Annotated in this window: 22 protein-coding genes and 1 riboswitch; of the genes, 9 read left to right on the top strand and 13 right to left on the bottom strand. The window is 36.2% G+C overall.

The window, feature by feature from the left end; translation table 11 throughout:
* Nucleotides 1-185 precede the first annotated feature (185 nt).
* Complete coding sequence (locus ACMAWV_RS05805) at nt 186-1,844, top strand: SulP family inorganic anion transporter (RefSeq protein WP_103216706.1); 1,659 nt, start codon at nt 186-188, stop codon at nt 1,842-1,844.
* Nucleotides 1,845-1,913: 69 nt separating this feature from the next.
* Complete coding sequence (locus ACMAWV_RS05800) at nt 1,914-2,243, top strand: SWIB/MDM2 domain-containing protein (RefSeq protein ID WP_103216705.1); 330 nt, start codon at nt 1,914-1,916, stop codon at nt 2,241-2,243.
* Nucleotides 2,244-2,271: 28 nt separating this feature from the next.
* On the opposite strand, the gene ACMAWV_RS05795 is transcribed toward ACMAWV_RS05800, so the two are convergent.
* Nucleotides 2,272-3,399 carry a DEAD/DEAH box helicase gene (locus tag ACMAWV_RS05795; RefSeq protein ID WP_103216704.1) on the bottom strand — a complete coding sequence of 376 codons (1,128 nt, stop codon included), beginning with the start codon at nt 3,397-3,399 and terminating at the stop codon, nt 2,272-2,274.
* A gap of 60 nt (nt 3,400-3,459) precedes the next feature.
* On the opposite strand from ACMAWV_RS05795, the gene ACMAWV_RS05790 reads away from it, so the two are divergent.
* Nucleotides 3,460-3,678 (top strand): DUF3820 family protein, encoded by a 219-nt coding sequence (locus tag ACMAWV_RS05790; protein WP_103216703.1) that lies wholly within the window; start codon nt 3,460-3,462, stop codon nt 3,676-3,678.
* Here the strand turns inward: ACMAWV_RS05790 and ACMAWV_RS05785 are convergent.
* The 3 genes from ACMAWV_RS05785 to ACMAWV_RS05775 all read right to left on the bottom strand — a co-directional run bounded on the left by ACMAWV_RS05785 (nt 3,675) and on the right by ACMAWV_RS05775 (nt 7,687).
* Entirely contained in the window at nt 3,675-4,118 is a 444-nt protein-coding gene (locus ACMAWV_RS05785; RefSeq protein ID WP_412469754.1) for a hypothetical protein, read from the bottom strand. The genes ACMAWV_RS05790 and ACMAWV_RS05785 overlap by 4 nt on opposite strands.
* 73 nt (nt 4,119-4,191) lie before the next feature.
* Nucleotides 4,192-4,671: a hypothetical protein gene (locus tag ACMAWV_RS05780; protein WP_412469755.1), complete on the bottom strand. Its 480-nt coding sequence runs from the start codon at nt 4,669-4,671 to the stop codon at nt 4,192-4,194.
* Nucleotides 4,661-7,687, bottom strand: a complete 3,027-nt coding sequence (locus tag ACMAWV_RS05775; protein ID WP_412469756.1) for a hypothetical protein — start codon at nt 7,685-7,687, stop codon at nt 4,661-4,663. The genes ACMAWV_RS05780 and ACMAWV_RS05775 overlap by 11 nt, the downstream gene beginning before the upstream one ends.
* Before the next feature lie 249 nt (nt 7,688-7,936).
* Here ACMAWV_RS05775 and ACMAWV_RS05770 point away from each other — a divergent pair, with 249 nt between their 5' ends.
* Entirely contained in the window at nt 7,937-8,605 is a 669-nt protein-coding gene (locus tag ACMAWV_RS05770) for a hypothetical protein (RefSeq protein ID WP_412469757.1), read from the top strand.
* Here ACMAWV_RS05770 and ACMAWV_RS05765 read toward each other — a convergent pair.
* From ACMAWV_RS05765 to ACMAWV_RS05745, 5 genes are all read right to left on the bottom strand, one after another.
* Nucleotides 8,602-9,348, bottom strand: coding sequence for a Bax inhibitor-1/YccA family membrane protein (locus ACMAWV_RS05765; RefSeq protein WP_103216698.1), 747 nt, complete (start codon nt 9,346-9,348; stop codon nt 8,602-8,604). The genes ACMAWV_RS05770 and ACMAWV_RS05765 overlap by 4 nt on opposite strands.
* Nucleotides 9,349-9,403: 55 nt before the next feature.
* Nucleotides 9,404-10,726 (bottom strand): sensor histidine kinase, encoded by a 1,323-nt coding sequence (locus ACMAWV_RS05760; protein ID WP_412469758.1) that lies wholly within the window; start codon nt 10,724-10,726, stop codon nt 9,404-9,406.
* A gap of 163 nt (nt 10,727-10,889) precedes the next feature.
* Nucleotides 10,890-12,380 (bottom strand): hypothetical protein, encoded by a 1,491-nt coding sequence (locus ACMAWV_RS05755; RefSeq protein WP_412462823.1) that lies wholly within the window; start codon nt 12,378-12,380, stop codon nt 10,890-10,892.
* A gap of 25 nt (nt 12,381-12,405) precedes the next feature.
* Complete coding sequence (locus tag ACMAWV_RS05750) at nt 12,406-12,972, bottom strand: pentapeptide repeat-containing protein (protein WP_412469759.1); 567 nt, start codon at nt 12,970-12,972, stop codon at nt 12,406-12,408.
* A 44-nt stretch (nt 12,973-13,016) separates the two neighbouring features.
* On the bottom strand, nt 13,017-13,412 hold the full coding sequence (locus ACMAWV_RS05745) for an acyl-CoA thioesterase (protein WP_392856563.1): 396 nt from the start codon (nt 13,410-13,412) through the stop codon (nt 13,017-13,019).
* A 17-nt stretch (nt 13,413-13,429) separates the two neighbouring features.
* A riboswitch (cobalamin riboswitch) is annotated at nt 13,430-13,534 on the bottom strand.
* A gap of 85 nt (nt 13,535-13,619) precedes the next feature.
* On the opposite strand from ACMAWV_RS05745, the gene ACMAWV_RS05740 reads away from it, so the two are divergent.
* Nucleotides 13,620-14,252, top strand: coding sequence for a hypothetical protein (locus tag ACMAWV_RS05740; RefSeq protein WP_412469760.1), 633 nt, complete (start codon nt 13,620-13,622; stop codon nt 14,250-14,252).
* A 30-nt stretch (nt 14,253-14,282) separates the two neighbouring features.
* Here ACMAWV_RS05740 and ACMAWV_RS05735 read toward each other — a convergent pair whose 3' ends face one another.
* From ACMAWV_RS05735 to ACMAWV_RS05720, 4 genes are all read right to left on the bottom strand, one after another.
* Nucleotides 14,283-14,684: a hypothetical protein gene (locus tag ACMAWV_RS05735; protein WP_412462825.1), complete on the bottom strand. Its 402-nt coding sequence runs from the start codon at nt 14,682-14,684 to the stop codon at nt 14,283-14,285.
* A 99-nt stretch (nt 14,685-14,783) separates the two neighbouring features.
* The gene (locus tag ACMAWV_RS05730; protein ID WP_412469761.1) at nt 14,784-16,286 is read right to left on the bottom strand and encodes a hypothetical protein; all 1,503 of its coding nucleotides are present in this window, start codon (nt 16,284-16,286) and stop codon (nt 14,784-14,786) included.
* Nucleotides 16,287-16,375: 89 nt separating this feature from the next.
* Nucleotides 16,376-16,717: a hypothetical protein gene (locus ACMAWV_RS05725; protein ID WP_103216690.1), complete on the bottom strand. Its 342-nt coding sequence runs from the start codon at nt 16,715-16,717 to the stop codon at nt 16,376-16,378.
* A gap of 69 nt (nt 16,718-16,786) precedes the next feature.
* Nucleotides 16,787-17,692: a MerR family transcriptional regulator gene (locus ACMAWV_RS05720; RefSeq protein WP_412469762.1), complete on the bottom strand. Its 906-nt coding sequence runs from the start codon at nt 17,690-17,692 to the stop codon at nt 16,787-16,789.
* Nucleotides 17,693-17,774: 82 nt separating this feature from the next.
* Between ACMAWV_RS05720 and ACMAWV_RS05715 the strand changes: the two genes are divergently transcribed.
* Genes ACMAWV_RS05715 through ACMAWV_RS05700 form a run of 4 tightly spaced genes read left to right on the top strand, consistent with a single transcriptional unit; the run spans nt 17,775 to nt 21,999 of the window.
* Nucleotides 17,775-19,160, top strand: coding sequence for a TIGR01777 family oxidoreductase (locus ACMAWV_RS05715; RefSeq protein WP_412469763.1), 1,386 nt, complete (start codon nt 17,775-17,777; stop codon nt 19,158-19,160).
* Between the two features lie 18 nt (nt 19,161-19,178).
* Entirely contained in the window at nt 19,179-19,712 is a 534-nt protein-coding gene (locus tag ACMAWV_RS05710) for a lipocalin family protein (RefSeq protein ID WP_412469764.1), read from the top strand.
* A gap of 21 nt (nt 19,713-19,733) precedes the next feature.
* The gene (locus tag ACMAWV_RS05705; RefSeq protein ID WP_103216686.1) at nt 19,734-20,690 is read left to right on the top strand and encodes a YbgA family protein; all 957 of its coding nucleotides are present in this window, start codon (nt 19,734-19,736) and stop codon (nt 20,688-20,690) included.
* 1 nt (nt 20,691) lies between these two features.
* Nucleotides 20,692-21,999, top strand: coding sequence for a cryptochrome/photolyase family protein (locus tag ACMAWV_RS05700; RefSeq protein ID WP_412469765.1), 1,308 nt, complete (start codon nt 20,692-20,694; stop codon nt 21,997-21,999).
* Nucleotides 22,000-22,005 lie beyond the last annotated feature (6 nt).

Raw genomic sequence — 22,005 nt, 5'->3', positions numbered from 1 at the left:
TGATAACCACATGCCTATTATGGAATTTTGTAGCGTAAAGTTTGTGGAGAATTAGTCAATTCGCCGTGAATAATAATTTTTATTGTGATTTTAACGAAAAGATAATTTGATTTAATGAACAAAACCTTTAAATGTTGCGTCAAATACTATAGTATTTAGCCTTACACTTAAATAGGAAGAGAGACATGTCAGCTGATAAAATCAAGCATAGTGAAGATGTGAGTGCTTCGCTTAAAAATCGTTTTATCGATTTAACAATCAAGAAACCAGAGAACTTAAAAAATGATTTTCTTTCAGGACTAACAGTTGCTTTAGCACTTGTTCCTGAGGCCATCGCATTTGCTTTCGTAGCAGGTGTTCATCCAAAGGTTGGTCTTTATGCGGCCTTTATGATGGGACTTATCACAGCAATTTTTGGCGGACGTCCAGGAATGATTTCTGGTGCGACAGGTGCCGTTGCAGTTATTTTTGCTCCCCTTGTTTATAAAGTAATGGAAATGAGCAAAGATAGTGGAATGACTTTTGATGCGGCAATGGAAAATGCATTAAGCTATCTTTTTGCGGCCGTAATTATAATGGGACTAATCCAAATTATTTTTGGATTACTAAAACTTGGAAAATTTATTCGTCTCGTTCCTCATCCAGTAATGCTTGGATTTGTTAATGGTCTTGCTATCATTATCTTCCGTGCTCAATTTTCTCAATTTACGGTTGGTGGAGAACTTCTTGCTTCAACTCAACTTCTGGTAATGTGTGGATTGATCGCTTTAACAATGGGGATCAGTGTTTTCCTACCAAAACTAACAAAGGCCGTACCGGCAACACTCGTTGGTATCGTCGCGTCTACTGTTATTGGCTACTTCTTAAATGAAGCAAATCCAGGCCTTGTTAGAACTGTACTTGATTTTGTTCAAGACCAAGATAAGACAATCACAACAATTGCAGCAGGTCTTCCAACATTTAAAATTCCATACGTTGAATTAACAATGGATAATCTAAAGCTAATTCTTCCATATGCATTCCTTGCAGCAGCAGTTGGTCTAATTGAATCACTAATGACACTACAATTAGTTGATGAACTTACAGATACTAGAGGTCAAGGTAACCGTGAATCAGTTGGTCAAGGTCTTGCCAACTTAGTAAACGGATTCTTTGGTGGAATGGGTGGTTGTGCCATGATCGGTCAATCAATGATTAATATCCGTGGTGGAGGTCGAGGTCGCTTCTCAGGTATCACGGCGGCAATCTTACTACTAGGATTTGTACTTTTTGGTGCACCTTTGATTGAGATGATTCCTCTTGGAGCACTTGTTGGTGTAATGTTTATGGTTGTTATTGGAACATTTGAATGGTCAAGCTTACGTCTATTTAAGAAAGTTCCACTTTCAGACTTCTTAGTTATTATTCTTGTTTCTGTCGTGACAATCTTAGCGGACCTAGCTGTTGCAGTACTAGTTGGTATTATTGTTTCTGCTCTTGTATTTGCTTGGGAGCACGGAAAGACAATGCATGCAAAGAAAAGAGATGAAGACGACAAGACAATCTATGAATTAGATGGCCCACTATTTTTTGGTTCAGTAACATCATTTAAAGATCTTTTTGATTTTAAAGATGACAAAGAGCATGTGTATATTGATTTTGACAACTCACGTGTTTGGGATCACTCTGGTATTGAGGCCCTACAGAATATTACTGAGCGCTACGCACAGCAAGGTAAGAAGCTACACCTTCTTAATTTAAGTAAAGACTGTCTTATTCTATTGGATAAGGCATCAAATATAGTTGAATTATCTGTTATTGAGGATTTAAATACTCATATCGCAGATGATAGACTTGATGGGTAATTGATTTTTCTGTACAAAGAAAGTCTTTTCCTAAACAATTATTAGAGACACTAATTAAAGGATTAAATTATGAGTGAAGAAAAAGGATTAAAAAAACCAGTAAAACTAAAATCAGACTTAGCAGCAATGCTTGGTGAGACTGAACTGCCAAGAACTGAAATCACTAAAAGACTGTGGGATTATATTAAAGAAAAAGGTCTTCAAACTAAGACTGAAAATGGAAAGCCAGAGAACGCAGGTAAGTTCATCGTAGCTGATGCAACTCTTCTTTCAATCTTTAAGCACACACACTCGACTTCAAAGTCTGGTAAAGTAACTGACCTTCGTAATATGAAGGAAGGTGAAACGATCAACATGATGCAAATGGCAGCTGTTGTTGGTGCAAATATCGAAAAATAATTTTCATAAAATTGCATAAAAAAAGGGCCTACTTAGTAGGCCCTTTTATATGGATATCAAGTCCAAGTTCTTTTTGAATTCTTTTAAAATATTTTTCTTCACTTGGTGAGATATAAGAGATAGCAATACCTCTTCTTCCCCCACGTCCAGTACGCCCTATTCTGTGAGTGTAATTTTCAACTTGTTGTGGAAGACTAAAGTTTAATACATATCCTACGCCATCGATATCAAGCCCTCTTGCCGCAATATCTGTAGCAACAAGAACATGCATATTACCTTTTTGAAATTCTTTTAAGTTATAGATTCTCTGGCGCTGGTCTCGATCACCATGAATGGCACATGCTTTTATTTGATTTGCTTTTAAATGCCTCTCAAGCTTATTGGCATCTGACTTTGTTTTTACAAAGACAATGATACTTTTTACTTGGCGATCTTTTAAAAACTTTAATAGGAAGTCAGCTTTTCTTTCTTCTTCGACGAGATAGGCCATCTGACGAATCCCCTCATGCCTTGCTTTAACAGGTGCAATTTCAATTTTATGAGGATTCTGTAAAAGTTTATTTGCAATAGCTTCTACTTCTTTGGCCATCGTAGCAGAAAAGAAAAGGCACTGCTTACTTTCAGGAAGTCTCTTTAATACAAATTCAAGATCATCTTTAAAGCCCATATCTAGCATACGATCCGCTTCATCAAGAACTAAGTGCGTTACTTCATCTAAAAAGATTTTCTCATCTCTTATAAGATCAACTAAGCGTCCTGGAGTTGCAACGAGGATCTGAATCCCCTTCGCAAGCTTTTGAACTTGTAACTTTTTTGCACTTCCACCATAAACAGCAAGAGTTGAAAGAGCTAGGCCCTTACCATACTCCTTAAAACTTTCTTCGACCTGCATCGCTAGTTCGCGAGTTGGTGCAATAATAAGTGATCTAATATGAAATGGTTTAAGTTTTGACTTACTCTTTGAGATTAAATCAAGAATAGGCGTCGAAAATGCGGCAGTCTTCCCACTTCCAGTCTGAGAGATCGCAAGAAGATCCTTGCCTTCTAATACAGCTGGGATTCCTTCAGCTTGAATCTGAGTTGGTTTTGTATAGCCCTTCTTTAAAAGAGCTTCTTCAATAGTTTGGGATAGCCCCAATTGCGTAAATTCTGCCATTCGTCATTTTTAGCAGAGTTTATAGGGGCCAGTCAATGTGTATTCCATTATACTAAGGATATGGAAGTTGCATTTAATAAAGAACATCTCTTAAAATTCGTCCAGACCACGATGCCATTTGGAAAGTACAGGGGCCGACTTCTTATTGATCTTCCTGATGAATACCTCGTGTGGTTTTCGCAAAAGGGCTTCCCACAAGGAGAGCTCGGCAGACTCCTTGAAGAGCTTGCCGAGATCAAATTAAATGGACTTGAATTTCTATTCAAAGACCTTCGTTAGAAACAATCCTCACCAACTCTATTTGGCATTTGATGACTTAGAGTGTGTGTAAACTTAAATCCACGAATATTTGCGTTAATATTTTCTTGAAGAGACACACGACATTGACCTTGCGCACCTTTAGAAAAGAACTTTGTCAGAGTTATTTCAAAATCAATATCTTCGACGCCAGGGTTGTTGCCAATAACATCTTCAAGGTGTTGTGTATCGTACGTGAACATACATGGTCCATCTTCACCTACGTTACGGTGATTCATAATCGTCTCACCAGCAAGCTCCGGAACAATAACTTTAACAAAGAAAGTTTCACCATAACCAAGGCTCGTCCACTTAAGTTTGGCCGTACTAATATCAACTGGTAGTGTAACAGTACGCTTTGATAAAACTTTTTGATTAGCAAATGTCATTAATGAAAATAATAAGACAAATAGGACCTTCATTTCTCCTCCTCGATTCCTTTTGATGAAGAGATAATGGCCTTCCTATTAAGATAAATAAAATAACAATTACAAACTACTGTGATAAGTAATATTTATTATAAAGCATGGTACTCCAAAATGCGAGACCGATGACATTGAGAATAATTATTTGTGTGATACGAAAAAATTTTAATTTTTCTTTGTGCTTAATTCCTAATCCGAATTTATAAAGAGATAAAAGATTCAGAACGACAGGAACAAATATCATACCAAAGATAGCAAGTCTTAATGAGTCGTGCATATAATCCACTTCTTTTTGTGACTTACTTTCTTCAAGGTTTAAAACTTCGATGCCGTTTTTCTCTAAGATATACTTAGCATCGATATAATATAATTCTTCAACAGAAATCAAATACTCTTGGGCAGCTGCAGAGTTTAAGTAAATATGCTGATTCAAGTGGCCACTAAAAGAATGTACTTTGATACCAGCGCTCTCTAACATTTCCCTTACATGCTTTGCATCTTCTAAGATTAATGTCGTATAAATTTGCTTAAGCTTCATTTTAATTTGCAATTAATTTTCTAATTGCCTCCACACAATTTGTCTTACGTGAAAACTGCTTTCCACCATAGAAGTTAGGATCAAGTGTCGCACGATTAATCTCACCTTGTTTGGCCGACTCCACGCGAAGCTCTTGAAACTCTAAAGCTTCGGGATAAATCGGCCCAGTATACGCCTTTCCTTCCGAAGCTATTGCAGAGTTCTTCCCTCTTGGCCTAACAGCTTTTTCCCAACCATCAAAAACAGGATTATTCACAAGCTGATCTTTAAGTGGACGATAAAACCTCATATTTGTGTACTGCTCTACATTTGCAAGACCTTCACCAATAATTGGACGATATTCTCGCATTTCAAGTCCTAAGTCATCTGTCATTTTCTTAAGATCTTCAATAAGCCTTGCTGGATTCTTAAGATATTCTTCATGACTTACATTTTGTAACTCCCCTGAAATCTCATCTGTTGTATTTAAGGCCTTATTTAAGATGGCCCTGAATAACTTCATTTGTAGAGCACTCTCATAAGCATCACGAGGAGCATTCATTAAACGAACCTCGGCCTTTCTGATTTTCGGATTAACTCTAAAAGCAGGACGCCATGGAACTTTTGGATTAGATATATCGAAATCATCACTAATAAATTTCTCAGGGATAACATCTTGGAAATATGCCGAAACATCTAAGTGAGTGTAACGGGCCTTACGTCCAACACGTTTATTAAAATAGCCTTCATTATAAAGTGCTTTTTTTAGTTCAGTTTCTGTCCCATTCCAATTAGCAAGTTTTTGTGCAAACTCATCTGAGATAGCAACTGGCTCCGCACTCTTAACACGATTTAAATCTTGAAACATAAATGCAATCACAGAGCGATACTCATTGAAGACAGCAAGAAATCTTGCAAACTCGTGAGGCTTACCATCAAAGACTGTTAAATCAATATTTAAGTGACCACCACCGGCCTTAATATATGGAAGTGCATTATTCTTTTGAAAAGTATCAAATACCGCCTGCATCTCATCCATATTTGGTTCAAATTTAGGTGTGACAACTTCAATAGATCCAGCTCGAACCGAGTCAATAATGACATCACCTGCTGGAGTATAATTTCGGCCAATACCATCCCACTCAACTCTCCATGATCGATCTTTAGAGTCACGGATTTTAAAAGCAATATCAAGACCGTGGCCATGCCCATCTTCATACAGTCTTTCAACTTCCCCTTCTCCACCTAAACGATCACGAAGATCAGTTGCAAGTTTTTCAAGGTATGCTTCTTTTTCATCAGGAGACATATCCACACGAGTTTGAAGCCATGACATTTTACCGTCCATAAGCCTTTGGCGATTATAACCGCCATCTTCATTTTCAATCATAGCAAAATCACCCTGATACTTAAGGGGAAATTTTGCAGAATACTCAATACCAAGATCAACTTTATTTACGTCTATTGGCATATTCGTACCTGGTTTGAATTTATGAAAGTTTTCTGTGTCAGAAAAACTTCTCTGCGGCATCATGTACTTTCTGATGTCTTCTGTGATATTTGAAGAAGCAACCCATTCTCTTTGTAAAGAGATGATGGCCTTTTTCAAGTTCTCTCGATTAGTATGTCTTAAGCTTCCAACATCAATGAGATAATCCCTTGTTAAATTTTTAAGAATCGTCTTCTTAGTTTTCCCAAGAATCGGACATTCATTATACCAATTCCAAAGGACGACATTATAGCCTTCAAGGGATGCTTGATTAAGTTTATCGGCGGCCCTCTTCGCTTGTTCCATTGTTAGACCAAAGCGATGCTTTAAATCGGAAGCTTCTGCATAATGTATCGTCTCTTCATCAATGAGAGTCCAAGAGCGAATCTTTTCAATTCCAGAAAAGTCATTACGAGAAAAACGTGAAGCAAGTGAGGCTTGAATAAAACGTGCGACTCTTGCATTCTTTGTTCCAGAGCGAAATTCAATTGAAATCGAATCATTTACAAAACGACCTTCATAATCAACTCTTAAAGGTCCTCTATTGGTTTCTTCTCCATCGATAATTCCATTTGATATTTCCCAATCATCAAGAATTTCTTTATAGTCTGCCGTTTCGATTCCTGAGCGCCCGGCAATTCCCTCAAGAACAATAAGGGCCTGAGCTACTTTAGTAAGTTCTGCAGCTTTTTGACGATTAAATTTTTTCCCAACTGGAACGACCATACGTTGATGTCCAGGGGCCTGAAACAACTCTCCATTTCTTCCCATTGTCTTTTTAAACCACGCAATCATCTCTTGGAATTCACCATATGATTTTTGAGGTTTAAATAGAATTTCCCAACCAACCGAAGTTGGCTCGATATCATCTATATATTTTTGAAAAATACCGATATTTGGAACCATACGGTAGTAAGGTTTCAATTCTGTTTCGATATGTGGAAACTCACCTTTAAAGAATTGCCTTCTCGTTAGAGGCGAAAGATAACTAAATGGACTGTTATTTGTTTTACTTCCCCACTCATTCCACATTTCCTCAAGTTCATCCAAAGACGCTTCTTCTGGATTAAAACCATTCAGAAAGGAAATATCCATGGCCTTACTTCGCCCTTTTTCATCGAAGAGCTCTTGTGCAGGATCATAGCGAGTTCCGTTTTCATCTACCCATACACGACTTGATTGACCCGGGGTATTGTTCATCCATTTTGTGAAGAATTCTTTTAAAAATTTGCGACGCTTCGACTCTTCAGTTGGAAGAATATCCATAAATGCTCTAACATCTGGACCTAGAATTCTAGTTACATACGAAGAGGAGCCTTCTTTCTCCGCCCCCCATGTAATAGAGCGTCGGCCAGAGCCTTTGACACCTATTGCTTTAGCATTATAGCCAACAGATGCTTCCATCATCTCTCCCCAAATCTCATAAGCGCTACTTTGTGTTGAAGCGGGTGTTCGCCAATCAATTTCAGGTAGATTATTTTTTACAAAATAGACCTGAGGAAAAACACCTAATAGAAGTGAAAAGATTAAGATAAAAGAAGGGTTCTTAATAAACTTCATGAACATCCTTAATAAAGATTAATTATTCATTCACTTTTCGGAAATTCAACGTCCATACTTGACCAAAAGACTATTTTAAAAATAATTCCAACAACTTACAAGCTTGCCTAAGTCTAATGAGATACATATAATCGCGCCCATGAAAAATAAAAAACCACTAAATTACTGGCGTATCAGTTTTAAACTAGTCTTACTTGTTCTAAGTATTTACATCTGGTTTGCGCTCTACCAAGGAATGACTGGTAAGTAATGAAGGCCGCAGTCATTGGAATACTTTCACTAAATATCTTAGCGGCCATCCCAAGTCCCGGATTTTGTCTTGCGGACTATGCTACGAAGAAGTATATCCAAAATGATTTTTCGGCTCCCTATCCAAAGGAAGTCATTTTTAGTTGTCAGTATGATTGTCGCGATATGGAAAGTGAATCCATTGAAAAGATCACTGGTATTTCAAAGGTAAGTGTCTCAAATATTTCTGATGATGCTTTAAAAGTTGTTTGCCAGGGTGTTATTGTAAAAAAATCAAAATGGGGATACGACTACGATCGCACACTTGAGTTCTATGCTCATCAAACAAATATAAAAGAAGTAAAGAGCTGGGCAAATCACACTATTCCAACAGAGAATAAATATACGACAAAGCTTCTCACTGATTTCAAAAATCATCTTAATAAAGTCTATCCTAGCTATAAGATCGCAGGAGAATCGAAAACTGAAGTAGCAAAAGAATTTGCACAAGCAGCTTATATTTTAGAAGAGATGGCAAAGCAATTACCTGAGAATAGAAATCTATTTGATGAATACCGACTAATGCTTGAGCAAAGAAATGGAGAAACGGGAAGTGAGCTAACGGCCAACAAGTTAGTCATGGACCAAATACTCTTTGGAGCAAGTTGGTCCATGAATATAAAAAATTAATCGCGTCGATTTAATTTTGATAGAAGTCTTAATACTTCAATATATAGCCATACAAGAGTAACCATTAAAGAGAAGCCCGCATACCACTCAAGATATTTTGGTGCTCCCTGATCAACACTTTTTTCAATAAAGTCGAAATCTAGAATTAAACTAAATGCAGCAACACCTACTACAATAAGGCTAAATCCAATTCCCACTGGGCCATTTCCGTGAATCATTGGGATCGTTGTTCCAAAGAAAGACATAATGAAACTTACGAGATAAACACCCATGATTGCAAACATCGCCGTCATGATTACCTTTCTAAACATCCCTGTTGCTCTTACAAGGCCCCAACGATAAAGAAAGAATAAAGTAATGAAGGCAGAAAAAGTAATCGTTACAGCATTAAAGACAATCCCTTGAAATTGAAATTCATAGATTGCAGAAATTGACCCAAGAAGAAGGCCTTCACATAGAGCATAAACAGGAGCTGTAAACATGGCCAACTTTGGTTTAAAGATCGTAATAAGAGCGAAAATAAAACCGCCAATACCACCAATCAACGGATACATACCCATTTGTGGTTGCATTGAATTCTCCAGAGTACCTAGAGTTACATTCCATGTATAAATAAATGTCATAAGCATTAGAGCAAAGAGAATCATCCCTTTATTAAATACTCCAGAAAAAGACATTCTTTCATCTGATAAAGTTCCCGCCTTAAAGACGTCATTTCTTAGTGTCGGGTTTGTCGACCTCATAATTCCTCTTTTGTTATAATTTTAATTTATTATATCAAAAGCACAGAGGTTTGGTCTAAGAAAACAGAGTCTTTTTAAATAACAGAGAGAATTGTGTACCGTGATTGTCAGGTGATACTGCTTTTGTTTTTGAGTGCACAGAAATACTGCCATGACTAAGTTCGACAAAGGTCTTAACTATGGACATTCCAAATCCTGTTCCTTTTTCTCCACTTGTTCCAATTTTAGAAGGAATCGCATTATTTTCAAATAATACTTCTAATAACTCTTCCTCAATTCCTACACCCTTATCAATTAGATTAACTTGAACTCCATCACTTCTTTCAGTAACGGATATTTCAATTTCTTGGCCTGTTTCTGAAAATTTAATCGCATTTGATAATAGATTGCCAAAAATTTGATATTTTAATGCTGTGGAATTCCCCATGAAGTAAACATTCTGGTTTGCATTATAATCATACTTTAAGGTGATATTCTTATCATGTAATTTTGATTCAAAAACTCGATAGAGATATTCAATGATATGATTCAGATATACTTTCTCAAATTTTAACTCAACCTTACCTTGCTTAATTGATTGTAGATCACGAATCTGAGTTAAAATATTGCTTATTCCCGAAGTACATGAATTAATACGAGTTAAGCACTTTTGAATATCAGCATCATCATTAGTGGCCAATAACTTACTAAGCCTTTTAGCAGAGAGATTAACAACTGTAAGAGGGTTACTGATATCATGTCCTACTAATGTTAAGAGAGTATCAATCTGTTCCTTTTTTTCAACAATCGCTTGGTAGAAGCGATCTCGATCAATCATGTAAACAAACATAAAAAGAGAGTTCAAAAGAATAAAGCCAATCATGATCAGAACTTGACCTAAAACTTCTCCTGTTTCATTCAAGTAACTATGTAGAACAACACCATTTAGGTGCAAGATGAATAAATAAGTTGCGGCCAGAATAGATAAAATAAACCATAGGAGTAAATCTCTCCTGGTTCCAATCAAACCTGCAATCATAGGTAAAACTGCAAACCAGATAGGAGAAACACTAAAAAATCCTCCCGTTAAAATCGACCAAGAGAACTCATGAATAAAGCCTGCTAAAATTGTAATATTAAGAGCTAGTGATAAAGAACCAAAAAAGTAATAAAAAACGGGACTAAAAAAATGTATTAAACATGTACCGATTCCAATTTGATAAAGAAGAGGGTTGTCACAAAAGAAGTAGGCAATAACCAAATGCCCCCACATTAAGGGCGCAGTTAAGAAAACTGTATAAATATACAGGCTCAATTGTGAAAGATCTCTTACAGATAGATCAGGCTCCCTAAGGGCCAAGAATCTAATGATCTTATTAATAGGGTTTACTGGATTCATAACCATTTATTAATACCACGAACACAAGTTTTGTTTAGATAATTAAGATATTAATAGTAGATAAGCGCTTAAAAATAAAGATAAATTTAAGCGCTCAGTGCTATTTGTAATTTTCCTTAAAAAAGCTGTGCAACAAAAAATATTGCCAACGATCTATGGCAAGTTAGAATTGAATACTTGCTGATATTTTCTTTAATGGCATGTACTCTATCCCCTCTATTTTTAAAGATTTATCCAAATTTTTAAGCTCCTTCTTGAAGTTTTCAGCAATTTTTCTTTGCCTTGGATCTTTAAACTTATAGCGAGCATTAATTAGCTTTGTCACAGTAGTCGGTGAAAAGAATAGATTATCGGCCATTGAGTATTTCATCTGATCGATAGCATTGACCAGCTTTGATCTCTTGATCATCTTTGTATCTTTTGTCGGTGCTGCTTGTCTTAGTCGCAGTGGAACTTTTCTTTTATCAAGGATTCCGTAATTATAGTGATCCGTAGCGTGTGCAACAGTAACGGTAAAAAGATAAGTCGTGACCGCTCGAACTAATTTATCATCTTCGAAAATTTCTTTACTCGAAGGAAATTCATTTACATGCTGATTACAGTAATCGGCCCACTTACTAATCCAAAAGTCATCGGTACTCACATCAGCTAAAATATCTCTTACGAAATTATAAAATACTTCGTAGTAGCGTTTTAAGTAAATGCCATACTTACCCTCTACACTTGGCGATTTTAGTGAATAAGAAAATGGCGGGTATGAAAGATTACCTTTAATACCTTTATATCCTTCAACTAGTAAATCTCTTAAACCTTCAGGTCCTCCTGGGTAAGGAGCATAAGTCATCCACCACTTTTCTTGTAGAAGTGAACTCTTATAATTCAAGACTGCATTCTCTAGAGGAAGAGTAAATCTGAAGTGTGGAGATAATAATCTAAAAAGAATATGATCTTTTGGAAGAGATGTTTTTGAGATGGCGTTAATTGAATCAAAAGGAAAATGTAAAAGAGGATGAACAACAAGGGTTGCACATAGAGCACCACCTTGAAGAACAAAGTATTTCGCCAACTCCCAAGCATCACATGGATTGGAAATATCAAATACCGTCTCTGTCTTTTGAACGTAAATTGCTTGAACTTTGAAACGTTTCCCTTCTTTATAAAGAAGTGTTTTTGTAGCGCTCACATGAATACCTTCTAAAGGCTTAACAACACGAACTGCATCAAGGTCAACGATAAACCAGTTCTTTTCGTCTTTATTATAATCACTAAAACACTTCCAATCTTCATCATCCAATTTATCTGTTAGAAATTTACTCATCATGGAATAGTTTAGAAGATCTTCGAATTCTTTATTTGTTACTTCTTTAAGGCCAGGAAAGATTAGACCCTTTATAAAGTAGTATGGAGAGAGAGCTAGAGTGGCCACATAACGAGAGCCAATAAACATCCACCAATCAAGAGTTTCTCTAAGTGGTACATGAATAACCGCAGGAGACTCTCCCCAAGGGTGTACAGGAGAAGGTTGAGGCCATGGCCCCTTTCTCTCATACATGAAATCCTTTTGAGAATAGAGGTGCTTTGGAGAAGTTGCACTGTTGATCTGAGAGCGGATTTTATCCTTAACTCGACTTGAGAACTTGCCTTGATTTTTCATTTTGCCTTCCTAGCTTAAAAAAATATTATTCGATTTCAATACCAAAAGGACTCAAAAGGTTGAGGACTTCAGGCATTGAAAACTTACAGTTTTTTAAATTTGTATTTGCAATATCGATATAAAAATTTCGTGCATTAAGAAATTTAGAGCCTTTTAAATTGGCCCTTGAGAAATTCGTTCCCTGAAGATCGCTTTCAGAGAAATCACTCCCCTCAAATGTTCCTTGAGAAAAGTCTGTCTCTCTAAGAGATGAACAAATAAATTGCGCCCCATGAATTGTACAGTCCTGAAAAGATGCATAATCTAGAATACAATTTTTAAACTTAAGTTCGAAAAGAGTATTACAGTCTGCGAAGTTTAAACCAATACATTTAGAATCATTGAATATAACATCACGAAATGTGGCACCTAGCAACTTCAAGTTACTTAAGTTTGAACCTTTGAAAGAACATTCGATGAACTTGGCCCCAGATACATCTATCTCACTTATATCAAGGCCGTTGAACTCACAGCAGATAAATTCACTACCCTTGAACTCACTAACCTCGCTAATATTATCAGTATCAAAAACTTCATCTTCAAAATATGGCATGAGAGCATTTTAAACTAAATTTATTAACGAGGCTATTTTAAATTTTACGAGAAAATAGGTACAGGTTTGCGATCATCATTAATAGCAACAAGAGTGAAACTCCCCTTTACTGCTTCAACTTGTCCCTCTTCGTACATACCTTCAAGCATTAGTCTTACTTCAACAACAAGACTGCTATTGCCAACCTTCGTAATCTCTCCTACAAGCTCGGCAAAATGCCCACCTGGAATAGGCATATTGAAGTCAACTCGGTCACTTGAGACAGTTACAAATTTCTTGCGGCCAAATCGAGTTGCAGTGATAAAGGCAACCTCATCCATCCACTTAAGCGTGTTACCACCAAATAATGTATCGTAGTGATTTGTACTATTAGGGAAGACGGCCCTAACTACCGTAGTTTTCGCGCGTGCAATAGCTTCGCTTAATTGCGCTTCATTCATAGATTCCTCCTCGGGATTAAAATTTTGCTAGCTTGGGATCGGACTTTACCGTTGCGGGACAGTGTTGGAATTACACCAACTTCACCTCCTAGCGCTAACTATCCTAAATCTCGATAAACTTAAAGGCAATAAGAATTACAATTAAGCTGGCTAATTAATGTGGCCGTGGTATTGAGAATCAACAATAATTAATTAAGGACACATATTATGAAGAAGTTACTATCAATTGCGGCCTTATTTCTTAGCTTCAATGCTGCCGCAGTTCAAACTACAGCAAGGCCATTTAGCTTTGATCTATATGCACCTACTAATGAGCTAAATTTTAAAGTTACTCTTGAGCAATGGTGCCGCTATGAAATTCCAGTTTGGGGAGATAGCGCGAAATTTGAAACAAAACATAAATCAACTGCTCTAGTTGAAAAGAAGTCTAATCAATCAAGTGGGTTAACTCGCTATACTTTTTCACTAAAACAAGCTCAAAGCTTAGATATGACTGGATTTTTTAAGTACGGCAAAGAGTGTACAAGTGGAATTAAAATTCTGGTTCAAAGTGCAAAGTATGCGCTTGGTTGGGCAAATCAATATGGCCGTCCAATTGAGTTTAGCTTCTTAGATGAAATGTATGCTTTTAAAGAATATGACACAGTATTTGAGCCAAGTGATGATAAGAATATTAAGCTATTTGAAGGTAATGAGATCTCGTTCGTATACGATTCGCTACCAAAGGCCAATCAGGTAAATGTAACGATTTTATCAAATGGCAAGAAAATACCGAGCGCTTTTACTAAAGGTGTTCTAAAGAATCCAGAAACTGGCTTACCTTACAAGTTAAAGAAATAAAAAAGGCCTCTTTAAGAGGCCTTTTATTTTTTAGTATCCTAATTTATCGTAAACAACTTCTTCTTGTTCAGTCACACAATCAGTAACTGCAAAGTAAAAATCTTGATTAAGTCTTGGCCAACCATTACGAGATACTTCAATCATTTGATCGTACTTTGTATATCCCTTGATTTCACATGTTGCTGCATATTCTGTTGCTGTATAAGAATCATCATCACCCCATACTTCATCAAGAATAACAAAGTCTAAAACACAAGAGTTAGTTTCTGCATTACACTTAAGAGTATCAAATCTAAAATTAAAATCACCTTCACACCAAGTATCACCACAGATATTATCAATCTCAGTAACAACTTTACTTTCTTCTTGCTTAGTTAGAGTGTTTGCAAAAACAGACGATGCAAAAAATGCTAGAATTATAATTTTTTTCATGAGTAATCTCCCAAATAATGATTTTTCGGGAATATAGGCTGAGCAGAAGTGTATGTAAATCCGATTAATAATATTTACACAATACAATAATTAGATAGATTAAAAGAGCTCTTCGATCATCTCGATTCCTCTAGCAAGCTTGGCCGAGGCATCTGAATCCCTTTCATTTCGATCTGCAATATCTCTTAAATCTTGCGATTTTATCTTCTTAGAGAGCTTAAACTTTGCTGAGAAGGCTTTTTTATCAACATAAGCAGTAATTATAGCTGTAGCGTATGCTTTATTCACTTCAGCAATGAAGCTATTAACTGGTCGATAATTATTCGCTTCTTTAACAAGCTTCTTAATTCGGCCACTATCTTGAGACACTTTAAGACCTCGATCTTTCATTTGCTTCATAAACTCTTGCATTACACCAGCACCACGTGTGGCCAGTCCAAGAAAGATAGAATCAATATTTTTTTGATTCACAGGAATTCGACTAATATTCTTATAAATAAAGAGTTCTGCACTTACTAATCCCGTTTCACTTGATAGCGTTGCCATATCTCTTAAATAGTTTGGATCAATCTCATTTTTTGGATCATAACCCCCAAGACAGATATTACAGGCCGCTACTTTTGCAGATTTCTTATCAGAGAAACAACAAACTTCACAACCATAACTCACATCAATTCCATGGCCATGTCGATATCCTAAATTATGTAGAAGCTCATGAAATACAATTCCTTCAAGCTCATCTCTAGGTGGACCATTTTTAATTGAGTTTAAAAACCCTGACTTCATTTTTGGATTAAGTGAGACATATGGGCCATCCACCCCTAAGTTTTTCAATTTGTTGTTACCAACAGATGCGTTAGCAATTGTTCCTTGCCAAGAATAATCATTTTGATGACATATAACTGATGTCGGCTTTACTTTACCACTTAATTGAATATTTAAGAGATTGATAATATTGGCGATCTCAGCTTTTGCTCCAGTCTCTTTATTATTTGTTCCAAGCTCTGACAGACAACTCATTCCTTTATCAAGAGAGTTTCTCATAAGAGTTTCAAAATTATCATCACCAAAGTTTTCTAAACAGCTCTTATGTATTTGTACTCCGGGTGTAAATTCATAAAAACCATTATTAAGTTTTTGTAGAATTGGATCAAAATCAGAAATCAAATCATCAAGCGAGTTGATGGATTTTAAAAAGCTCTCATATGAGCACGTATTTATCGCTTCGCTATGCTGAATATTTTGAATTCTTTTTTCAAAAACCAAAAGACGCTTATCGTTTTCAATACGGTAAAGTTTATAAATCGATTCTTTCTCGAGTTTCTCAATGATTTCAATTCGATCAAATTTTAAATCGAAGTTATTATCAGATTCAATCGTCGTTAGATTTCCAACAACTTTCATCTGATAATCAAATTTTCCATCGTAATTACGATCATTCAGATGCTCAACAAGTCTCTGACTTTGGTAGCGAAAAATATTATCAATCTTTCCATCTTTATTATCATCAAACTCAAAGACTTGTTTTTCTTCGGCCTTGGCCAGAAGACTAAAGAAGGCCAAGATTATAATTGAAAGTATTTTAGAATGCGATTTCATCATGATATTTATTTATCGGAAGAATCATGAAAAAAATGACAAAAAAGGCCCACAATCGTGGGCCTTAAATATATGAAAATATATAGTCTAGATTACCAAGTATTGTAACAACGCTGACGACTTAACTTCTTTTGAGTTTGGTTATAGTAGATAGTACAGCTATGGTATTCATAGTGTAGCATTAACTTAACATGGTGATCCTCTTCCTCACCTACTGGCCAGAAATTAGGTGCATGACTAACCTCTAGATCCCATAGACGATCAGCTGTACAAAAAGCTTCTACAGAATCGTAATTTAAAAGATCAGCAGTGAATTGAATTGCTTCAACCTTAACAGCATCATTTTCAAATCTTAGACATTCATTTGATCCATTAATTGCGAATACTTGTGTGCTAATAAATAGCGCCACTAGCATCATAAGTGCGTTTTTCATAATTCCCCCTTATAAAAGTGAGGAAGTTTTACCTATCAAACAATAATATGACAAAACATATTGCGTTAATTAGGCCACTTTTGCGAGGAAAGTATTATCAAAAGTCTCGAAATCACCAATAATCTCGACAAGCTGAATATTTTTGAATTCAGGAAGCTCTATTGGATAGCCTCCACCAATAACGACTTCAATCTGACGCTCAAGTCTGTCGTCAATTTTTTGAAGATATGGAATAATACTCTTAAAGTAATCCCAGCTATCAGATGAAACAGCACCTAGGATGAGCCCCTTGCAGTTTAGGGCATTGATTGCTTCAGCAAGACACTCTGCTGGATTTGCGGCACCTAGATAGTAAGTTCCAACCCTTCTTGTTCGACATAGAATATCTGCAATCATAATTGAAAGCTCATGCAAATTTCCTTCCGGAGTTGCAAGAACATAACGTCCATTTAGATCATTATTAGGAAGACGTATCTGGCTCATTTGATCGCGTATAATCGTCGAAATAATATGTTCTTGAGTAACACTGTAACTTCCTTCAAAGACAAGTCTTCCAATTTTTTGCATAACTGGTAGAACTACTGAGAAGATAAAGTCTTGGGCACTAAGACTTAACCTTAGAAACTCTATTTCATTTCTCACACTTTCAATTTTGTATATAGCTAATGCTGAAAAGAGCTTATCAATTGATTGAGCAACCTTATCTTCTTCAGAGAGACTTGATTCACTAATAGCAATACTAAGTTCTTTAAGCTCGTCTAAAGACAGCCTCGCTACTTTGGAGATGGTTTGCCCAGACTTAATGAGTGAAGCAATCATCTTGGCGCGGGCCAAGTCTTCTGGGCCATACAAACGTTGACCGCCCTCATCGCGAATTGGGCTAAAAGCATTGTATCTCTTCTCCCACATGCGAATTGTGTGAGGCTGAACATTACAAATACCTGATATTATTCGAATTGCTACATTTTGCTTCATTTTTAACCTCAATATCTCACAATTAGGTGTTTAACTGTTGTATATTATATTATATATACAAGACCTATACAAGGAGTAATTAATGGGAATTATAATTACTGGTGCAACAGGGCTTATCGGCCGTGAATTAATTCATGAATTGGCCATTCATGGCCATGAAGATATTCGAGTACTGAGTCGAAATCCTGAGAAGGCACAGGCTTCTTTTAATATTCCAATCAAATGCTTTTACTGGGATCCACAAAAAGGTGAAGTCGATAAAGACGCATTTAATTCTGTAGATACTATCATTCATCTTGCTGGTGAAAATATTGGTGCAAGAAGATGGTCTAAAAAACAGAAAGAAGAAATCGTAAACTCTCGAGTGTTATCAACTCGACTACTCGTCAACACTATAAATGAAAATAAAACTTCGATTAAAAAATTTATTAGCGCAAGTGCGATAGGAATCTATGGCAATCGAAGTGGAGATCAAGTCTTAGATGAGCAAGCAAGCTTTGGAAGTGACTTTCTCGCTAAGACTTGTATTGCATGGGAAAAAGAAACAGAGAGACTCATTAATAAGGATATCTTGGTTAATCATGTAAGAACAGGGATAGTGCTCGCAAGCAATGGCGGTGCTCTTGAAAAGATGCTCATCCCATTTAAGCTAGGAGTCGCAGGAAAGCTTGGTAGTGGAAAACAGATGATGAGCTGGATTCATCTTGCAGATATGGTGGCCATCTATCGCTTTCTTGTTGAAAATGATTTCGAAGAAAGTGCATTTAATGCGGTTGCTCCAAAAGCCTATTCAAATTCTAATTTTACAAGAGTAATGGGAAAAGTTTTAAAACGACCAACAATCCTTCCTGCTCCAGGTTTTGCTTTAAAGATAGCACTTGGAGAAATGTCGACATTAGTGTTAGACGGACAAAACGTTTACCCAAAGAATCTCTTAGATAAAGGCTATTCATTCAAATTTGAAAATCTGGAAGATGCTCTACATAATCTGGTGGGTTTAGAAAAAGAATTTAAACAAGTTCAATGGGTAGAAAGGCCACTAGATGAGGTTTTCGGCTTCTTTAGTGACGAGAAAAATCTTGAAACAATAACGCCTGATTCTTTAAGTTTTAAAGTCCTAGGAAAAAGTACTCCACAAATAGAAGCAGGAACAATTATTGATTATCAACTAAGTCTTTATGGCCTGCCATTTAAGTGGAAAACAGAAATATCAAGTTATGATCAAAATAATGAATTTACTGATACTCAGTTAAAAGGCCCTTATAAAAAATGGGTTCATACCCATGGATTTAAGGTGTACGCAAACGGTACTTTAATGACAGATAATGTTTCCTACATGGTTCCCATGGGACAACTAGGTAGTATGGTCGCAGGTGCCTTTGTCAAAAAAGATATTAATAAAATTTTTAACTATCGTAGCCAAAAATTATACAAAATTTTTGGTGAGACTAATAACCATGCTGAATAAAATTTAAGAGGAGAAGAAATGAAGAAGCTCATGTTACTTATTGCCATTTTATCAAGTTCACTAACTTTCTCTGGATCGTCACTTCCACTAGATACTGTCGATTATGTTGATCTACAAAGCTATCTTGGTAAGTGGTATGAAATTGCTCGCTTTGAACAGAGTTTTCAAAAAGGCTGTGCTGCAGTTACAGCAAATTACAGTCTACGTTCTGATGGTGATATCGAAGTTTTAAATACGTGTCGCCAAGGTTCACCAACAGGAGAATTAAAAACTGCCAAGGCCCGTGCTTGGGTTGTTGATAAAGAAACTAATGCTAAGTTAAAGGTACAATTCTTTCTACGTGGAATTAAGCTGCCAATCTTTGCAGGAAATTATTGGATCTTAGATCTAGGCGAAAATTACGAATACGCTATGGTTGGAGATAGTTCAAGAAAGTATCTGTGGATTCTTTCAAGAACAAAAGAACTTGAAGAGAAGATCTACCTTGAGCTTATTGCCAAGGCGAAAGATCTTCACTTTGATGTTTCTAAACTAATTAAAACAAAGCACTAATTGCTAAACAAGGAGAACCCAATGTCTTTGCGTCCTAAAATTGCCATAAGCTCTTGTCTGCTCGGTGAGAATATTCGCTATAATGGTGGTCATTGTCGTGAAGACTGGGTCTACTCTGAACTATCAAAATTTGTAGACTTTGTACCAGTATGCCCAGAATTTGAAATGGGCCTAGGAGTTCCACGAGAAGAAGTACATTTGTTCAAAGTTGATAAACAATCTAATGAAGTACGCTTAAGATCAAAGTTTACTAAAAAAGACCTTACGGAAGAAGCAAATCAGGTTTATCAAAATATTCATGCACGTATAGCTAACGAGGAAATAAATGGTCATATTTTTACAAGAAAGTCCCCTACTTGTGGAACTGACAACGTAAAAACAATTACCCTTAGTGATGAAAACTACGTTACGAAATCAACAGGACTATATGCTCAATATATTATGGATACGATGCCAACTCTCCCATTTATTGACAGTGGTAGAATTAAAAATCTGGAGCTACGAGAAAACTTTGTAAAAAAAATATTCTCTCATTTAAGATTTCAACAACTCGATGGATCGATAAGAGAGCTACAACTATTTCATCAAATGTATAAGTACTCTATTATGGAACATAATCAGAACAACTTAAGACTCCTAGGTGGAATAGCTGCCAATCATGAAAAACTTGATGTTAGTGAAGTCTATTCAAAATACTTTAAGCTCTTCATGGAAACACTCGATATTCTCCCTACAAGAAAGAATCGACTAAATGCGTGTTTTCATGTTTTTGGCTATTTCAAGAAAGATCTCACAGCGCATGAGAAAGATATTCTCATAAAAATGATGGAAGACTATAAGAATGGAATATCTAACTATTTAACAGTTAATTCCTTTTTGAACATACTAACGAATACACACAAGAAAACTTACCTTCAAGATCAATACATTTTTGGGCCTTATCCAAAAGACTTGAAGCTTCTAAAAAATATTGCATAGAATGAGAAAGAAAGAAGAAGTTAATATATTTTGGTTTAGAAGAGACTTAAGACTTAGAGATAATCGTGGTTTACTCTATGCCCTTCAGTCTAATAAACCAGTTATACCGATCTTTATCTTTGATAAAAATATTCTTTCCAAGTTAAAAGATGAAGATGACCTAAGAGTAAGCTTCATTCACGATGCAATTCAAGAACTCAAGGAAGAACTAATTGAACTAGGAAGTGATCTTCTTGTATATCACTCAACTCCAGAAGAAGCATACAAAGATTTATGTGAAACCTATACTATTGAGGAAGTTTTTACAAATGAGGACTATGAGCCTTATGCGATAAAAAGAGATAACAAAGTTGAGAAGATTCTAAAAAGTGAAGATATAAAATTCTCACGCTACAAAGACCACTGTATCTTTGCAAAAAATGATATTTTAAAAGAAGATGGTAAACCTTATGTTGTCTACACACCTTTTAAAAATAAGTGGCTTAGTACACTTGCACCAAAAGATATTGCAACAATTGAGACTCATAAATTCTTTAATAACTTTCACAAGTTTAAAGCGAAAGGCTTTCCAAGTTTAAATGAGCTAGGTTTTACTTACAATGAGAAGGCCAAGGATCAAGTGAAGACGATTAAAGGTAAGATCATCGATAACTACGATCAAAACCGTGATATCCCAGCACTAGATGCAACCTCAAAGCTTGGTATACATCTACGCTTTGGAACAGTCTCTCCTCGAAAGTGTGCCCAAGTGGGCTTTAAGAGAAATCAAGTCTGGCTTAGTGAGCTAATTTGGCGAGAATTTTTCATTCAAATCATGTATCACTTCCCTCACGTGGTCGATGGGCCATTTAGAGAAAAGTACGGCCAGATTAAGTGGAATAATGACAAGAGTCTATTTAAAAAATGGTGTGAAGGAAAAACCGGTTATCCAATCGTTGATGCAGGAATGAGAGAGCTTAATGAGACAGGCCACATGCATAATCGCGTGCGAATGATTGCTGCCTCTTTTCTCGTGAAAGACCTTCTCATTGACTGGCGTTGGGGGGAGGAGTACTTTGCACGTAAATTGAATGACTTTGAGCTGGCCTCTAATAATGGTAATTGGCAATGGGTTGCTGGAACAGGGTGTGATGCCGCTCCATATTTTAGAATTTTTAATCCCTATACACAGCAAAAGAAATTTGATCCTGACTTTAAATATATAAAGAAATGGGTACCCGAGTACGGAACTTCAGAGTACCCTAATGAAATTATTGATCACAAAATTGCTTATCATGAAACACTAAAAGCCTATAAGGCCTGTGAGTAAGAAACA

Source organism: Halobacteriovorax sp. RT-1-1, from assembly GCF_047085455.1.
GTDB lineage: Bacteria > Bdellovibrionota > Bacteriovoracia > Bacteriovoracales > Bacteriovoracaceae > Halobacteriovorax_A.
The sequence above is the reverse complement of the archived record's forward strand: the minus strand, read 5'-3'. Positions and strand labels throughout refer to the sequence as shown.

Excerpts from the sequence above, each read along its gene's own strand:
- ACMAWV_RS05805 (WP_103216706.1), top strand. The coding sequence starts at position 186 with ATGTCAGCTGATAAAATCAAGCATAGTGAAGATGTGAGTGCTTCGCTT.
- ACMAWV_RS05800 (WP_103216705.1), top strand. The coding sequence starts at position 1,914 with ATGAGTGAAGAAAAAGGATTAAAAAAACCAGTAAAACTAAAATCAGAC.
- ACMAWV_RS05795 (WP_103216704.1), bottom strand. The coding sequence starts at position 3,399 with ATGGCAGAATTTACGCAATTGGGGCTATCCCAAACTATTGAAGAAGCT.
- ACMAWV_RS05790 (WP_103216703.1), top strand. The coding sequence starts at position 3,460 with ATGGAAGTTGCATTTAATAAAGAACATCTCTTAAAATTCGTCCAGACC.
- ACMAWV_RS05785 (WP_412469754.1), bottom strand. The coding sequence starts at position 4,118 with ATGAAGGTCCTATTTGTCTTATTATTTTCATTAATGACATTTGCTAAT.
- ACMAWV_RS05775 (WP_412469756.1), bottom strand. The coding sequence starts at position 7,687 with ATGAAGTTTATTAAGAACCCTTCTTTTATCTTAATCTTTTCACTTCTA.
- ACMAWV_RS05770 (WP_412469757.1), top strand. The coding sequence starts at position 7,937 with ATGAAGGCCGCAGTCATTGGAATACTTTCACTAAATATCTTAGCGGCC.
- ACMAWV_RS05765 (WP_103216698.1), bottom strand. The coding sequence starts at position 9,348 with ATGAGGTCGACAAACCCGACACTAAGAAATGACGTCTTTAAGGCGGGA.
- ACMAWV_RS05760 (WP_412469758.1), bottom strand. The coding sequence starts at position 10,726 with ATGAATCCAGTAAACCCTATTAATAAGATCATTAGATTCTTGGCCCTT.
- ACMAWV_RS05755 (WP_412462823.1), bottom strand. The coding sequence starts at position 12,380 with ATGAAAAATCAAGGCAAGTTCTCAAGTCGAGTTAAGGATAAAATCCGC.
- ACMAWV_RS05750 (WP_412469759.1), bottom strand. The coding sequence starts at position 12,972 with ATGCCATATTTTGAAGATGAAGTTTTTGATACTGATAATATTAGCGAG.
- ACMAWV_RS05745 (WP_392856563.1), bottom strand. The coding sequence starts at position 13,412 with ATGAATGAAGCGCAATTAAGCGAAGCTATTGCACGCGCGAAAACTACG.
- ACMAWV_RS05740 (WP_412469760.1), top strand. The coding sequence starts at position 13,620 with ATGAAGAAGTTACTATCAATTGCGGCCTTATTTCTTAGCTTCAATGCT.
- ACMAWV_RS05735 (WP_412462825.1), bottom strand. The coding sequence starts at position 14,684 with ATGAAAAAAATTATAATTCTAGCATTTTTTGCATCGTCTGTTTTTGCA.
- ACMAWV_RS05730 (WP_412469761.1), bottom strand. The coding sequence starts at position 16,286 with ATGATGAAATCGCATTCTAAAATACTTTCAATTATAATCTTGGCCTTC.
- ACMAWV_RS05725 (WP_103216690.1), bottom strand. The coding sequence starts at position 16,717 with ATGAAAAACGCACTTATGATGCTAGTGGCGCTATTTATTAGCACACAA.
- ACMAWV_RS05720 (WP_412469762.1), bottom strand. The coding sequence starts at position 17,692 with ATGAAGCAAAATGTAGCAATTCGAATAATATCAGGTATTTGTAATGTT.
- ACMAWV_RS05715 (WP_412469763.1), top strand. The coding sequence starts at position 17,775 with ATGGGAATTATAATTACTGGTGCAACAGGGCTTATCGGCCGTGAATTA.
- ACMAWV_RS05710 (WP_412469764.1), top strand. The coding sequence starts at position 19,179 with ATGAAGAAGCTCATGTTACTTATTGCCATTTTATCAAGTTCACTAACT.
- ACMAWV_RS05705 (WP_103216686.1), top strand. The coding sequence starts at position 19,734 with ATGTCTTTGCGTCCTAAAATTGCCATAAGCTCTTGTCTGCTCGGTGAG.
- ACMAWV_RS05700 (WP_412469765.1), top strand. The coding sequence starts at position 20,692 with ATGAGAAAGAAAGAAGAAGTTAATATATTTTGGTTTAGAAGAGACTTA.